Source organism: Burkholderia sp. SIMBA_062 (assembly GCF_046534765.1).
In the GTDB taxonomy this organism is placed as follows: domain Bacteria; phylum Pseudomonadota; class Gammaproteobacteria; order Burkholderiales; family Burkholderiaceae; genus Burkholderia; species Burkholderia ambifaria.
In genome coordinates, this window is record NZ_JAWRYD010000003.1 from 227,378 (window position 1) to 240,869 (window position 13,492).

Annotated in this window: 13 protein-coding genes and 1 pseudogene; 3 read left to right on the forward strand and 11 right to left on the reverse strand. The window is 66.8% G+C overall.

Annotation, left to right across the window (positions count from 1 at the left end):
* Nucleotides 1-6: 6 nt before the first annotated feature.
* From SB786_RS04380 to SB786_RS04390, 3 genes and pseudogenes are all read right to left on the reverse strand, one after another.
* Complete coding sequence (locus SB786_RS04380) at nt 7-288, reverse strand: hypothetical protein (protein WP_006760095.1); 282 nt, start codon at nt 286-288, stop codon at nt 7-9.
* Entirely contained in the window at nt 289-1,002 is a 714-nt protein-coding gene (locus SB786_RS04385; protein WP_410726361.1) for a hypothetical protein, read from the reverse strand. It lies immediately after the preceding gene.
* 264 nt (nt 1,003-1,266) lie between these two features.
* Nucleotides 1,267-2,158, reverse strand: a pseudogene (locus SB786_RS04390) (DMT family transporter).
* 200 nt (nt 2,159-2,358) lie between these two features.
* Here SB786_RS04390 and SB786_RS04395 point away from each other — a divergent pair.
* The 3 genes from SB786_RS04395 to SB786_RS04405 all read left to right on the forward strand — a co-directional run bounded on the left by SB786_RS04395 (nt 2,359) and on the right by SB786_RS04405 (nt 5,091).
* Complete coding sequence (locus tag SB786_RS04395) at nt 2,359-2,649, forward strand: co-chaperone GroES (RefSeq protein ID WP_410726362.1); 291 nt, start codon at nt 2,359-2,361, stop codon at nt 2,647-2,649.
* A gap of 12 nt (nt 2,650-2,661) precedes the next feature.
* Nucleotides 2,662-4,302 carry a chaperonin GroEL gene (groL, locus tag SB786_RS04400; protein ID WP_410726363.1) on the forward strand — a complete coding sequence of 547 codons (1,641 nt, stop codon included), beginning with the start codon at nt 2,662-2,664 and terminating at the stop codon, nt 4,300-4,302.
* Between the two features lie 174 nt (nt 4,303-4,476).
* On the forward strand, nt 4,477-5,091 hold the full coding sequence (locus SB786_RS04405) for a LysE family translocator (RefSeq protein WP_410726364.1): 615 nt from the start codon (nt 4,477-4,479) through the stop codon (nt 5,089-5,091).
* 94 nt (nt 5,092-5,185) lie between these two features.
* Here the strand turns inward: SB786_RS04405 and SB786_RS04410 are convergent, their stop codons facing one another.
* The 8 genes from SB786_RS04410 to SB786_RS04445 all read right to left on the reverse strand — a co-directional run bounded on the left by SB786_RS04410 (nt 5,186) and on the right by SB786_RS04445 (nt 13,189).
* Complete coding sequence (locus SB786_RS04410; protein WP_410726365.1) at nt 5,186-7,207, reverse strand: family 2A encapsulin nanocompartment cargo protein cysteine desulfurase; 2,022 nt, start codon at nt 7,205-7,207, stop codon at nt 5,186-5,188.
* Nucleotides 7,182-8,114, reverse strand: coding sequence for a family 2A encapsulin nanocompartment shell protein (locus SB786_RS04415; RefSeq protein ID WP_410726366.1), 933 nt, complete (start codon nt 8,112-8,114; stop codon nt 7,182-7,184). Before SB786_RS04415 ends, SB786_RS04410 begins: the two co-directional genes overlap by 26 nt.
* Before the next feature lie 135 nt (nt 8,115-8,249).
* Nucleotides 8,250-8,471, reverse strand: coding sequence for a helix-turn-helix domain-containing protein (locus SB786_RS04420; RefSeq protein WP_006761984.1), 222 nt, complete (start codon nt 8,469-8,471; stop codon nt 8,250-8,252).
* Nucleotides 8,468-9,418 (reverse strand): serine O-acetyltransferase EpsC, encoded by a 951-nt coding sequence (gene epsC / locus SB786_RS04425; RefSeq protein WP_410726367.1) that lies wholly within the window; start codon nt 9,416-9,418, stop codon nt 8,468-8,470. Before epsC ends, SB786_RS04420 begins: the two co-directional genes overlap by 4 nt.
* A 28-nt stretch (nt 9,419-9,446) precedes the next feature.
* Nucleotides 9,447-9,917, reverse strand: a complete 471-nt coding sequence (locus SB786_RS04430) for a rhodanese-like domain-containing protein (protein ID WP_410726368.1) — start codon at nt 9,915-9,917, stop codon at nt 9,447-9,449.
* Nucleotides 9,918-10,333: 416 nt separating this feature from the next.
* Nucleotides 10,334-11,737: an amidase family protein gene (locus tag SB786_RS04435; RefSeq protein WP_410726369.1), complete on the reverse strand. Its 1,404-nt coding sequence runs from the start codon at nt 11,735-11,737 to the stop codon at nt 10,334-10,336.
* Nucleotides 11,738-11,958: 221 nt separating this feature from the next.
* On the reverse strand, nt 11,959-12,750 hold the full coding sequence (locus SB786_RS04440; protein ID WP_410726459.1) for an alpha/beta fold hydrolase: 792 nt from the start codon (nt 12,748-12,750) through the stop codon (nt 11,959-11,961).
* An 82-nt stretch (nt 12,751-12,832) separates the two neighbouring features.
* Nucleotides 12,833-13,189, reverse strand: coding sequence for a DUF4148 domain-containing protein (locus SB786_RS04445; RefSeq protein ID WP_410726370.1), 357 nt, complete (start codon nt 13,187-13,189; stop codon nt 12,833-12,835).
* Nucleotides 13,190-13,492: the final 303 nt, after the last annotated feature.

A 13,492-nucleotide genomic window follows, 5' to 3' on the forward strand; every position in this document is an offset into this window, starting at 1 on the left:
CAAGTATCAGCGGCTGCCGTCGCCCCGCCTCGGAATAGGCTCAAGCGTCACACTCATGTATTTCTCGATGCCCGGCTGACCGGCAGCGATGAGATTCAGCATTGCGGCACCCAGGCGACGCGCAAACTCGTCATCTATCCGATAGTCGAACTCGTCCAACAGGATCGGCATTTCGAGAACGCCTTGTAATTGCGGCGCGAGCTTGTCTGGATCAGCCGCTTTTACGGTGAGTCTTTGCTGGTCTTCGTCGTAAATCACCACGACGGCATAAGGCGAATGCTTAGCCATTTAGAATCCCCTGCACTCTTGATAATCCATAAACGCATTCTGCTTGCACAGTGCCAGACCAGCAAGGCCGCCCATGACCTTTGCCAGCCGATTGCACAACTCGATAGCTGCTTCGTATTTCTCCATGCAGCTAGCCTCCAACCTTTCGTTCGGCCGACGCGCAGCCAGATTCAACGAATCGTCGCGCAAGTGCGAGTCCCGCAGCAAGAACGGGGCGGCGCCGCTGAGCGGCGTATCAACCAGCCCGAGTGCCGTGCCGGCACCGCCGCTGCCTGCGTTCCCCAGCACGCTTTCCAGGTAGCTTATCAACTCATCGGCCGAGACATCACTTGGTCGCGCCCAACTCGGAATAGGCTTGTCTACCGGGAGCAACGCCTGCGGCGCCACACGGGCGAACCGACTCGCTCGTGGGAAAGGCGGCGTGGACGGCAGATCACCACAAGCGCCGCCAGCAACCGCTGGACGCTCGATGTCGACCATGACTCGGCCGTCCTCGATGGCCAACCTGAGCACATCGAGCGGGGCACCACGGAAAGCGTCAAGGCCCAATTGCCGCAAGTACGTCATCGCGTTCGTCGTCAGGCCCGCGTACCGCGGCCAGTGCAGCATCAACTCGGAGACCGCAGCGCGTTGCTTGGCCGACAACGTCGCACGTCCCGCGCGTGTCAGCGTCGCCCGCCTTCCCGCACCCAAATCGATCACAACTGAAGCCATTCGACCCTCCGGCGTTACCGTCGGGCGAATCTACTTTTCGAAACACGATGCGACAACCTCGCGGCTTTCATAGAACGGAACGGACCCATCACTTCGGCGAGGGCGAAAGCGCACATGGATGCCTTGCAACACGCCGCGAAGCGCTATGGACCGCGGTTTGGGCACGAACAGGGCGGGGGCATTCCGGGCGAACGCACACAAAGACACCCACGCATCAGAACCTATAAATTGTGTTACGAGATCGACGCGGCCCGCGGTGCTCGCTCAATACCGCATCACCAGATACAAGCCGCCGGCCGCAAGCGCCATGCCGGGCCATGCGAGCGTCCCGATCGTCTCGCCGAGCACGACGAGCGCGATCACCGCCGCGGCCGGCGGAATCAGGAAAAACAGTGCCGACACGCGCGACGCTTCGCCGTATCGCACCATCGCGAGCAGCAGCGAGATCGCGATCAGCGAATTGCAGATCACGAGGTATGCGAGCGAACCTGCGAGGCCGGCGGTCCAGTGCACGTGCATCGGTTCGAGCGCGAACGCGAGCGGCGCAGTCACCGCGAGGCCGACCGTGTATTGCACGAGGTTCGCCGTGACCGGATGGATGTCGGTGCCGAAGCGCTTTTCCCACAGCGTGCCGCCGGTGATGCACGCGAGCGCGAGCAGCGCGAACGCCAGCGCCCACGACGACGACACCGCAACCGACGAACGCGCGAGGATCACCATCACCGCGCCGGCCGCGCCGAGCGCGAGGCCGATCCAGCGCATCACGCCGACGCGCTCGCCGGCGATCATCGGCGCGAGCAGCCCGACGAGAATCGGCTGCTGCGACGTGACGAGCGCGACGGCGCCGGCCGTCATCCCGAGTTTCAGGCTCAGATCGGTGAACGAGAAATAGCCGGCCTCCAGCACAAACCGACGACGACGAGATTGCGCCATTCGTCGCGTGTGCGCGGCAACGCGGGACGCAGCCACAGGAACGGCCCGGCGAGCAGCGCAACCACGCATGCATAGCGCAGCGCGAGGAACGTCAGCGGATCCGCGTCGCGCAGCCCGAGTTTCAGGAACAGAAGCCGCTCGCCCACAGCAGCAGGAACAGCGCGGGGGCGATACGCAGCCAGCCCGGCTGACGTCCGGCTTCCGGTGTCGTTGCCACGCTCATGGACTCCCCGGGCGAGTATGCGATGTCGGAGTCATACGCTTGCGCTCCACGCCGACGCCCGCCGCGCATCCATAGCGCATCCAAGCAAATGCTTTTCCGAATCCGTTATTGGATCGCGCCGCCGCGCGTTCTTATACTCGTCAGCACTCTCCGATAAAGAGTGCCAACCAATCTCGACGCAACAGAACAGGACGGAACAGATGAGCCTACGCCCCTTGCACGACCGGGTCATCGTGAAGCGACTCGACCAGGAAACCACCACCGCCTCGGGCATCGTGATCCCCGACAGCGCTGCGGAAAAGCCCGACCAGGGCGAAGTGATCGCCGTCGGCCCCGGCCGCAAGGACGCGGACGGCCAGCGCCTCGTGCCCGACCTGCAGGTCGGTGAACGCGTGCTGTTCGGCAAGTACGCAGGCCAGGCCGTCAAGGTGAACGGCAACGAATTCCTCGTGCTGCGCGAAGAAGACATCGTCGCGGTCGTCAATCAATAACGGAGCGCAATCATGGCAGCCAAGGAAATTCTTTTCAGCGACGTCGCGCGAACGAAGCTCACCGAAGGCGTCAACATTCTCGCTAATGCGGTGAAGGTCACGCTCGGGCCGAAGGGCCGCAACGTCGTGCTCGAACGCAGCTTCGGCGCACCCGTCGTCACGAAGGACGGCGTGTCGGTCGCGAAGGAAATCGAACTCGCGGACAAGCTGCAGAACATCGGCGCGCAACTCGTGAAGGAAGTCGCGTCGCGCACCAGCGACGCAGCCGGCGACGGCACGACGACGGCCACCGTGCTCGCGCAGGCGATCGTCCGCGAAGGCCAGAAATACGTGGCGGCCGGGCTCAATCCGCTCGACCTGAAGCGCGGCATCGACAAGGCCGTCGCGTCGGCCGTCGACGAATTGAAGAAGATCAGCAAGCCGACCACCACGAGCAAGGAAATCGCGCAGGTCGCGACGATCTCCGCGAACGGCGAGGAATCGATCGGCCAGCGCATCGCCGAAGCGATCGACCGCGTCGGCAAGGAAGGCGTGATCACCGTCGAGGACGGCAAGTCGCTCGCCGACGAGCTCGACGTGGTCGAAGGGCTGCAGTTCGATCGCGGCTACCTGTCGCCGTATTTCATCAACAATCCCGACAAGCAGATCGCCGAGATCGAGAACCCCTACATCCTGCTGCACGACAAGAAGATCTCGAACATCCGCGACCTGCTGCCGGTGCTCGAACAGGTCGCGAAATCCGGCCGGCCGCTGCTGATCATCGCGGAAGACGTCGAGGGCGAAGCGCTCGCGACGCTGGTCGTGAACAACATTCGCGGCATCCTGAAGACGGTCGCGGTCAAGGCGCCGGGCTTCGGTGATCGCCGCAAGGCGCTGCTCGAGGACATCGCGATCCTGACCGGCGGCCAGGTCATCGCCGAGGAAACGGGCCTGACGCTCGAAAAGGCCACGCTCGCCGAACTCGGCCAGGCGAAGCGCATCGAGGTCGGCAAGGAAAACACCACGGTGATCGACGGCGCGGGCGATGCGAAGAACATCGAGGCGCGCGTGAAGCAGATCCGCGTGCAGATCGAAGAGGCGACGTCCGACTACGACCGCGAGAAGCTGCAGGAACGCGTCGCGAAGCTCGCGGGCGGCGTCGCAGTGATCAAGGTCGGCGGCGCGACCGAGATCGAAGTGAAGGAGAAGAAGGACCGCGTCGACGACGCGTTGCACGCGACGCGCGCGGCCGTCGAGGAAGGCATCGTGCCGGGCGGCGGCGTCGCGCTGATCCGCGTGCGGCAGGCGATCCGCGAACTCAGGGGCGCGAATGCCGACCAGGACGCCGGCATCAAGATCGTGCTGCGCGCGCTCGAGGAACCGCTGCGCCAGATCGTCACGAATGCCGGCGAGGAAGCGAGCGTGGTCGTCGCGAAAGTGGCGGAGGGCTCGGGCAACTTCGGCTACAACGCGCAGACCGGCGAATACGGCGACCTCGTCGAATCAGGCGTGCTCGATCCGACCAAGGTCACGCGCACCGCGCTGCAGAATGCGGCGTCGGTGGCCGGCCTGCTGCTGACGACCGATGCGACCGTGTTCGAGGCGCCGAAGGATGCGGCGCCGGCCGCGTCGCCGGGTGGCCCGGGTGCGGGCGGGCCGGGGTTCGATTTCTGACGATCCGGCGATGTGCCGCGGCGTGCCGGTTCGCCGGCATGCACGGTGTTTCGAAGCAATGCAACGCGTGGCGACGTCGGTCGTCACGCGTTTTTTTCTGGATCGCCCGCACGCAGGCACGGCACGTCGACCGGGGTAAGATGAAGGTCCATCCACGTCACGGCCCCCGAATCCATGTCGACCACCATCAACGCGTTGCTGCCGCTCGCCGGCGTCCTGCTGCTGAGCGTAGCCAGCCCCGGCCCGAACTTCGTGATCGTCACGTCGAGCGCGGTCGCGCAGCGCCGCGCCGGCGTGATGACCGGGCTCGGCCTCGCTGCCGCGTCGGGCACCTGGGCCGCGATCGCGATTGCCGGCCTGAGCCTGCTCGTGACCCACGTCGCATGGGTGCACACCGCACTGCGGCTGGCCGGCGCGACCTACCTGATCTGGCTCGGCCTGAAAATGGTGCTGACCGCGCGCAAGCCGTTGTCCGTTGCCGCTCCGGCTTCATCCTCCGGCTGGCGTGCCGCGAAGAAAGGCTATGTGGTCAGCATGACGAACCCGAAAGCCGTCGCGTTCTACGGCAGTGTCTTCGCGCTGATGGTGCCGGCCCACGCACCGGCATGGTTCGATCTCGTGGTCGTCGCACTGTCGATCGGGATTTCGGGCGCATGGTATTGCACGATGGCGCTGCTCGCGTCGCATCCGTCCGTGCGCCGGCTGCTGATCAAGCGCAAGGCCGTGATCGACACGACGGCCGGACTGCTGCTGATGGGGCTCGGCACAAGGATGCTGGCGGGGCGTTGATTCGCATCACGTCCGCCCCCGCATCGACACCCAAGGCCGCTTGCGACGCCCAATTTCCGGGCGCCGCAAGCGGCCTTGGGTCAGGCAGCGCGAATCAGCGCCGCGCCGCCAGTCGTCTCACGACCCTCACCAGCGCGTCGACCTCATCGCACGTGTTGTAGAACGCCAGCGACGGCCGCACCGTGGCCTCGAGCCCGAAACGCCGCAGGATCGGTTGCGCGCAGTGATGCCCCGAGCGCACCGCGATGCCCTCTTCGTTCAGCGCCTGACCGACTTCTTCCGTCTCATAGCCCTTCAGCACGAACGACAGCACGCTCGCCTTGTCGCGCGCCGTGCCGACGAGCCGCACGCCCGGCACCGGCGCGAGCACGCTCGTTGCATACGCAAGCAGATCGTGCTCGTAGCGCGCGATGTTCTCGATGCCGACGCGGCTCACGTAGTCGAGCGCCGCGCCCAACCCCACCGCATCCGCGATGTTGCCGGTGCCGGCCTCGAAGCGGTTCGGCGGCGGCTGGAACACCGTGCGCTCGAACGTCACGTCCGCGATCATGTTGCCGCCGCCCTGCCAGGGCGGCATGGCGTCGAGGATCGCGCGCTTGCCGTACACGACGCCGATCCCGGTCGGCCCGTAGATCTTGTGCCCCGAGAACACGAAGAAATCCGCGTCGAGCGCCTGCACGTCGACGCGCATGTGCGAGATCGACTGCGCACCGTCGACGAGCGCCTTCGCGCCCGCGCGATGCGCCAGCTCGACGATCTCCTTCACCGGCACGACCGTGCCGAGCGCATTCGACACCTGCGTGACGGACACGATCTTCGTGCGGTCGTTGAGCAGCTTGCGGTATTCGTCGAGCAGCACCTGCCCCGAATCGTCGACCGGAATCACCCGCAGCTTCGCGCCCTTGAGCGCCGCGAGCTGCTGCCACGGCACGATGTTCGCGTGATGCTCGAGATGCGACACGACGATCTCGTCGCCTTCGCCGACGTTCTGCACGCCCCACGTCTTCGCGATCAGGTTGATCGCCTCGGTCGTGCCGCGCACGAACACGATCTCGTCCGGCGACGATGCGCCGATGAAGCGCCGCACGGTGTCCCGTGCATGCTCGTATGCGTCCGTCGCGCGGCCCGCCAGCGCATGCGCGGCGCGGTGGATGTTCGAATTCTCGTGCGCATAGAAATACGCGAGGCGGTCGATCACGGCCTGCGGCTTGTGCGTCGTCGCCGCGTTGTCGAACCAGACGAGCTGCTTGCCGTTCACGCGTTCCTGCAGGATCGGGAAGTCGCGGCGGATCGCGTTCACGTCGAACGGCGGGTGCGCGCCGCGGTGCGGGCTACCCTGCGGTTCGGCGGCGTGCGTATCGTCGATGAAGTAACGCGGCACGTCCGTGCCCGACGCACCCGATGCACGCCCGACCGGCACGTCGCGATGCACGGCGAGCAGCTCGCGCAGCGCGTCGTCGCCCGGCAGCCCGAACGCTTCCGGCGACGCAAGGCCGTTCGACGGCACGACGATGTCCTGCGGCGTCGCCTGCCAGCCCTGCAGCGAACCGTCGGTGAAGTAGTACGGCGACGCAGCCGGCGCCGCCTTCGCCGCGCCCTCCGACACCGCGGCATTCGCCTGCGGCACGCCGAGCGCCGCGCCGCCGACGCGCGGCTCGAACGCGGGCGCGATCGACACCGCGTTGTCGGGCAGCCCGTTCTGCGCGGCCGCATGCGGCGCGAGCGCGGGCACGCGGTTGCCGAGCGACAGCACGTGCGTCGGCGCGGACGGCGCAAGGTTCGCGCCGGGCACCTTGCCTTGCGGCAGCGCAAGACCCGGCACGCCGGTGCCCGCGCCGCCCGGGCCCGCGAGCGGCGAACCGCCCGGCACCGGGTTGCTGACCGACGCGAGGATCGGCGCCGCCGCCGGCAATGCCGACGGCACGCCGCCGACCGCGCCGCTGCCCGCCGACAGCCCGGGCGCGGTGGCCTGCCCGGGCGGCGTCGCGAAGAACTCGGACGCGAGCCGCGCGAGCGTCGCCGGGTCGGGCAAGCCGGCCGGCAGCGGCGCATGCGGTAACGCGTGCGCGTCGCCGCCGACCAGGCCGGGATTAACGGTAGGTGTCGGGATAGTCATGGAACTTGGCGATTTCGACGTCATCGAGGACAGCCAGCGCATCCGGCGAATGGACCGCGAGCGAGCAATACAGCGAGATCAGGTACGACGCGATCGCCTGGTCGTTGATCCCCATGAAGCGCACCGACAGGCCCGGCCCCTGCTCGCCCGAGACGCCCGGCTGATAGAGACCGACGACGCCCTGACGCTTGTCGCCGACGCGCAGCAGCAGGATCTTGGTCTTGCCGTCGGCGATCGGCACCTTGTCCGACGGGATCAGCGGAATGCCACGCCACGTGAGGAACTGCGAGCCGAACAGGCTGACCGTCGGCGGCGGCACGCCGCGCCGCGTGCATTCGCGGCCGAATGCGGCAATCGCGAGCGGATGCGTGAGGAAGAACGCCGGCTCCTTCCATACCTTGGTCAGCAACTCGTCGAGATCGTCCGGCGTCGGCGCGCCGGTCAGCGGGAAGATCCGCTGTTCGTCGGTCACATTAGCAAGCAGCCCGTAGTCCGGATTGTTGATCAATTGGCTTTCCTGCAGCTCCTTGATCGTCTCGATCGTCAGGCGCAGCTGTTCCTTGATCTGGTCATGAGGACTGCTGTAGAGATCGGAGATCCGCGTATGGACGTCGAGCACGGTGCTCACCGCGTTCAGGAAATACTCGCGCGGCTGTTCTTCGTACGGCACGAAGGTCCGCGGCAGCACGCTTTCGTCCTCGAGCTGCGTGCAGGCGGCGCGCACGGCTTCCGGGTTCTTCACCTGGTTCAGGCGATAGATGCCGGCCTCGACCGGCACCCATTGCAGCAGATGGGTCAGCCAGCGCGGCGTAATCGTGGAAAGCTGCGGGACGGTCTTGGTAGCGTTCGCTAGTTGGCGGGCGGCGTGATCGCTCAGCGCGGCCGTGCCGCTTGCAACGGTCGACATGTGTAGCTCCGGGTTCTTAAGATGAAAAACGGGATTGCTTATGACGCCAGGCGATTATCCGAAGCACGCCCCTGCCGGCTCAACATGCTATAGCCGTCACAGGGCACGACCGAACGGGAAAGCAGGCGAAATGAGTCAGGTGACGTACACGCCGGGCAACAGCGTCGAGATCGACACCTCGAACGCGCGCGCGATCTTGTCCGCGGTGACGATCGACGCGATGGCCTCGCCGCGCTCGATCTCGCCGACATACGAACGGTTCAGCCCCGCGTGTTCGGCGAGCTGCTCCTGCGACCACGTGCGCGCTTCGCGCAGCTTGCGCACGTTGGCGCCGAAGTGCTGGATCAGGTCGCTCATGTCGTCACCCGTGCGTCGGGCACCGGTTCGGCCGGTTCGCGCCGCGCGGCACTCGCTTCGCTGCGCAGCACGGCCTGCGTGACGTTCGCGCCGGGCGGTACGTCCTGCGTGAGCCACACGTTGCCGCCGATCACCGCGCCGCGGCCGATCGTCACGCGGCCGAGGATCGTTGCGCCTGCATAGATCACGACGTCGTCCTCGACGATCGGATGGCGCGCGAGCCCCTTCTCCAGATGGCCGGAAGCATCGCGCGGGAAGCGCTTCGCGCCGAGCGTGACGGCCTGGTACACGCGCACGCGCTCGCCGATGATCGCGGTCTCGCCGATCACGACACCCGTGCCGTGATCGATGAAGAAGCCACCACCGATGCGCGCGCCCGGATGAATGTCGATGCCGGTTTCCGCGTGGGCCTGCTCGGCGATGATCCGCGCGAGCAGCGGCAGCCCGAGCCGGTACAGCTCATGCGCGAGCCGGTGGTGGATCATCGCGAGGATGCCGGGATAGCAGAGCAGCACTTCGTCGACGCTGCCGGCCGCCGGATCGCCATGGAACGCGGCGAGCACGTCGCTGTCGAGCAGCCGGCGGATCTCAGGCAGGCGTGCGGCGAACGCCTGCACGGCGGTGGAGGCCACTTCTTCGATTGGTGCATCGGCGTTGCGCTGCCGCGCCGCGTAGCGCAGTTCGAGCGTCACCTGCGCAAGCAGCGCGTTCAGCGCCGCGTCGAGCGCGTGGGCGACATGGAAGTTCTCGCTCTCCTGCCGCAGGTCGGGCGGCCCGAGCCGCATCGGGAACAGCACGCCCTTCAGCGCGCCGATGATCTGTGCGAGCGCCTCGCGCGCCGGCAGGTCGCGCCCGCCCGGTTCGAGCGAGCGCCGCTGCTTCTCGCGCCACGCGCGGCGCACGCTCTGGAGCGATTGAACGATGTCGTCGATGTCGAATGCGGCCATGCTGACTTCTCCCCGTAACAGCCGTGACTCAGTCCTGAGCCCACGGCAGGCCGCGATGGCGCCAGCCGTTCAGGCTGCCGCGATGCCGCTGTTCGTCGAGGTCGCCCTCGAACCCTTCGAGCACGTTGAATACCTGTGTGAAACCGCCTTTGGTCGCGGCTTCGGCCGCCTGCGCGGACCGGTTGCCGCTGCGGCAGAGCAACAGCACCACCGCGTCCTTGCCGGTCTTCGCTTCCAGCTCGCGCACGAAGCGCGGGTTGCGCGTCAGGCTCGTGCCGGTCGCCCACGGCACATGCAGCGACTCGGGCACGTGGCCGACGAATTTCCGTTCTTCCGCGGTGCGCACGTCGACCAGCAACGCGTCGCCGGCGGCGAACAGCGTCCACGCGGCTTGCGGCGCCACGCCGCCCGCGTAGGGCGTGCCCGCCGATGCGGCCGCCGCGCGCGCGGCTTCGAGCGCCTGCCGGGCGGCCGTTCGTTCTTCCAATGCAAACGTCATCACGCTTCCTCTTTCTCGCAGATTCGTATGATCAACAACGCCGGGATTGCGGCCTGCGCAGCTTGGATGCTGTCTATAGCCGTCAGCCCGACTATGCGAGCGCGCTCGGGGAAGCAGAACCAATAAAAATTCATTTCCTAATCAGCGGCGCGGGGAATGCAATAGCAGACGCGCGCGATCGGCGCGGGTTCATGCGGGGGATCGGGAGCGACGGCCGTTCGATGTCACGCATCGAAGGTTCTTGAAAGAAATGGAGGCTACGAAGTCAGGAACGGTGCGGCACGCGACGCGCCGCACGTTGCAAGGGAATCCGAAATGGAATGGCGCGCCGGGTCGAACGGCGCGCGCCTTGATGGATCGATGAACAATCCGCCGACGAACGCGGTGCATCGCCGACGCGCCACGCCCGTACCGCCTCAGACGATCGGATCGACCACCGTCACCGGCGCGCCGCGCGCCTCGATGTCGTGCCCCGCAAGCAGGCACAGATCCTCGCGATGATGAGCGGCGACCACCTGCACACCGACCGGCACGTCATTGGCGATGCCCGTCGTCACCGCAAGCCCGGGCAGCCCCATCGCCGGCAGCGCACGCAGCGTGAGCTGCGCTTCCCATACGCGCTCGAACCCTTCCGGTCCTTGCCTGTCGAGTTCGTCGGGGAACGGCAACTCCGACGACACCGGCAGCAGCAATACCGCGTATTCATCGAGAAACAGCCGCCATTGCCGCGTCAGCGTCGTACGCCGCACGAGCGCGCGGCTGATCACGTCGGCCGGCAGATCGCGCACCTTGCCGCGCACGGCTGCGATCACCGCGGCCGCGCCCGGGTCGCCGTCGCTCGCGACCGCGTTCGTCAACGCGTCGAATCCGTCGCCAAGCCAGAGCTGCTCCTGCAACAGCGCAGCCTCGCGCATCGGCGGCGTATCGTCGATTTCATCGACGGTCCACCCCGCATCGACGAGCCGACGCGCGGCATCGCGCAATGCGGCCTCGACTTCGGGCACGACCTGCAGGCCGCCCGGACGCACGCACAGCGCCGCACGCTTCGGCACCGCACGGCCTTCGATCGGCACCGGCACGTACCACGGGTCGCGCGGGTCCGGTGCGGCGAACGCTCGCAGCGCCAGCGCGAGATCGTCGATCGTGCGCGCGATCGGCCCGGTCGTCGACATCAACTGCGCGCCGATCGCACGCTCGGGTGACGATGCATTAAACGCCGGCACCCGTCCGAGCGACGGCCGGATCCCGTGCACGCCGCAGGCATAGGCCGGGTAACGCACCGAGCCGCCGATGTCGGTGCCGACCGCGAGCGGGCCGATCCCGGCGGCGACGGCCGCCGCCGCGCCGCCGCTCGATCCGCCCGGCGTCAGCGACCGGTTACGCGGATTGTACGTATGGCCGTGCACGAGATTCGACGTGAACCAGCGCAGCGCGAACGTCGGCGAATTGGTCCGGCCGAGCAGCACCGCGCCGGCCTTCCTCAAGTTCGAGACCGACGGACTGTCGGCGCTCGCGATCAGGTTTTCCTGCAGGCGCGTGCCGTTGGTCGTCGCGAACGCCGCGACGTCGACGTTGATCTTCACGGTCACGGGCACGCCGGCGAGCGGCCCTGGATCGTCGCCGCGCGCGATCGCGCGATCGACTTCGTCCGCTTGCCGCCGCACGTCGTCCGGGCGATGCTCGACCACCGCGTTGATCGCCGGGTTCACCGCATCGAGACGGGCCAGCGTCGCATCCGCCACTTCTCGTGCGGACACTTCACGTTGCCGCACCCGCTTCGCGATTTCAGTCGCCGATAGTTGCCAGAGTTGCTGCGTCATCAGAATGTGCTCCGAGAAAGCCCGCCATTTCCCCCAAGGGGATTTCCTTCGGGGCGGACGGCGGGGAGGAAAGGCGTGCCGTCGAGAGGCAGCTTCTTCCACGGGTCAGGGTCACCGGCGTGATGCTTGCCTATCGCTACCGGGAATCCTCCGCCTTCCTGGCGAGGAAGACGTCAGGACTTCATGAAAGTACATCACCCTCACCGACGGCGCCGCATCACTCACTGCGTATCGTGCTTCGCACGCTCCGCGGCAGCGATGATCGCGTCGGCCACAACCTTCGGCTGGCTCAACATCGCGACGTGGCTGCCGTTCACACGCGCGACCGTCGCGCCGATCCGCTTCGCCATCGCTTCCTGCAGCGTCGGATCGATCATCCGGTCCTGCGTCGCGACGACGAACGTCGACGGCTTCTCATGCCACGCGGCCTGCGTGACCTTCTGCGAAATACAGCCACCGTACCACGGCCCTTGCGTCGCGGCGACGACGCGCTGCTGCGCGGGCGACAGGTCCGGCGCGAAATCCTGCGCGATCGCCTTGTCCGACAGCGTCGCGAAGCCGCCCGCGTCCTTGCGCAGCTCGCCGGCCCACGCCGGCGCCGGCAGCCCCTGCGTGACGTCGGCGATCGACTGGCCATTGTCCGGCGCGAACGCGGCGACGTAGACGAGCGACTTCACCTTGTCGTCGTTGCCCGCATCGCTGATCACGACGCCGGCCCACGAATGGCCGACCAGCACGACGGGCCCCTTCTGCTCGTCGATCGCGCGCTTCGTCGCGGCGGCATCGTCGGCGAGCGAGCTCAGCGGATTCTGCACCGCTACGACGTGCAGGCCACGCGCCTCGAGCAGCGGAATCACGCGGTTCCAGCTCGACCCGTCGGCGAACGCGCCGTGCACCAGCACGACGTTCGTGCCCTTCAGGTCTTCCTTCGGCGCAGCCTGCGCCGCGACCGCACCGAACAGACCGCCCAGCACCGCCGCGGACACCAGCACCCGTTTCGTCAAACCGACCATCGTCATGCTCCTTCCTGTCGTGTTGTACATCTGAAATGTTTGCGATGCTGCCGCGCCTGCGCATGGCAGGCGCGGCAGCGGATCACGAATGCGCGTACAGGCCGTCCGCGGCGCCCGTGCGTGCGTCGCGTGCGGCGCGCGTGTCGGCCGCTGCGTAGCGGGCGGTCGGCGTCGACGCGGCGGCGACGTTGTCGCCCTGCGACTTCGACGGACCGTTCTGGTCCGAGCGCGCGACCTGCTGCGCGGCGACGGCGTTCTCCGCGGCAGCGATATCGTCCGGGTAATTGGCTTCGCCGCTGGCCGGGCTGTAGCCGGCCTTCTCGAGTCGGACGAGATCGGCGCGCACATCGGCACGCGTGAGGCCGTGGCCGGTATCGGCGAACGACAATGCGGGGATCGAAGCGAGAACGGCAACGGCGAGGATTCGAGCGGCTTTCATGAGTGTTCTCCTAAGAGGAAGTTGGTGTGTCGATCATTCGGTATCCGATCCAGATGTCTGGCATCGAACGTTTCCTGCATGTCGACAGTAGAACCCGCTCACGTATCCGGCATGTTTCCGAACCATGGTTTCAGTGCAATCCGATGTTTCCGCAGCGGCAATAGATACAGTGCGATACAAACTCGTCGGTTTCGCCATGCAAGCACGGACAACAGCGAATTAATCGTTGAAAGATACGGACGAAATGTTGTAAGCAGTGCGTCAAACGGGTGCCTCGCCGGATGACGGGCCTCGCAGTCGCTG

What these genes read in the sequence shown, in the direction of transcription:
- SB786_RS04380 (WP_006760095.1), bottom strand. Translation starts at nt 288, where the DNA reads ATGGCTAAGCATTCGCCTTATGCCGTCGTGGTGATTTACGACGAAGAC.
- SB786_RS04385 (WP_410726361.1), bottom strand. Translation starts at nt 1,002, where the DNA reads ATGGCTTCAGTTGTGATCGATTTGGGTGCGGGAAGGCGGGCGACGCTG.
- SB786_RS04395 (WP_410726362.1), top strand. Translation starts at nt 2,359, where the DNA reads ATGAGCCTACGCCCCTTGCACGACCGGGTCATCGTGAAGCGACTCGAC.
- groL (WP_410726363.1), top strand. Translation starts at nt 2,662, where the DNA reads ATGGCAGCCAAGGAAATTCTTTTCAGCGACGTCGCGCGAACGAAGCTC.
- SB786_RS04405 (WP_410726364.1), top strand. Translation starts at nt 4,477, where the DNA reads ATGTCGACCACCATCAACGCGTTGCTGCCGCTCGCCGGCGTCCTGCTG.
- SB786_RS04410 (WP_410726365.1), bottom strand. Translation starts at nt 7,207, where the DNA reads ATGACTATCCCGACACCTACCGTTAATCCCGGCCTGGTCGGCGGCGAC.
- SB786_RS04415 (WP_410726366.1), bottom strand. Translation starts at nt 8,114, where the DNA reads ATGTCGACCGTTGCAAGCGGCACGGCCGCGCTGAGCGATCACGCCGCC.
- SB786_RS04420 (WP_006761984.1), bottom strand. Translation starts at nt 8,471, where the DNA reads ATGAGCGACCTGATCCAGCACTTCGGCGCCAACGTGCGCAAGCTGCGC.
- epsC (WP_410726367.1), bottom strand. Translation starts at nt 9,418, where the DNA reads ATGGCCGCATTCGACATCGACGACATCGTTCAATCGCTCCAGAGCGTG.
- SB786_RS04430 (WP_410726368.1), bottom strand. Translation starts at nt 9,917, where the DNA reads ATGACGTTTGCATTGGAAGAACGAACGGCCGCCCGGCAGGCGCTCGAA.
- SB786_RS04435 (WP_410726369.1), bottom strand. Translation starts at nt 11,737, where the DNA reads ATGACGCAGCAACTCTGGCAACTATCGGCGACTGAAATCGCGAAGCGG.
- SB786_RS04440 (WP_410726459.1), bottom strand. Translation starts at nt 12,750, where the DNA reads ATGGTCGGTTTGACGAAACGGGTGCTGGTGTCCGCGGCGGTGCTGGGC.
- SB786_RS04445 (WP_410726370.1), bottom strand. Translation starts at nt 13,189, where the DNA reads ATGAAAGCCGCTCGAATCCTCGCCGTTGCCGTTCTCGCTTCGATCCCC.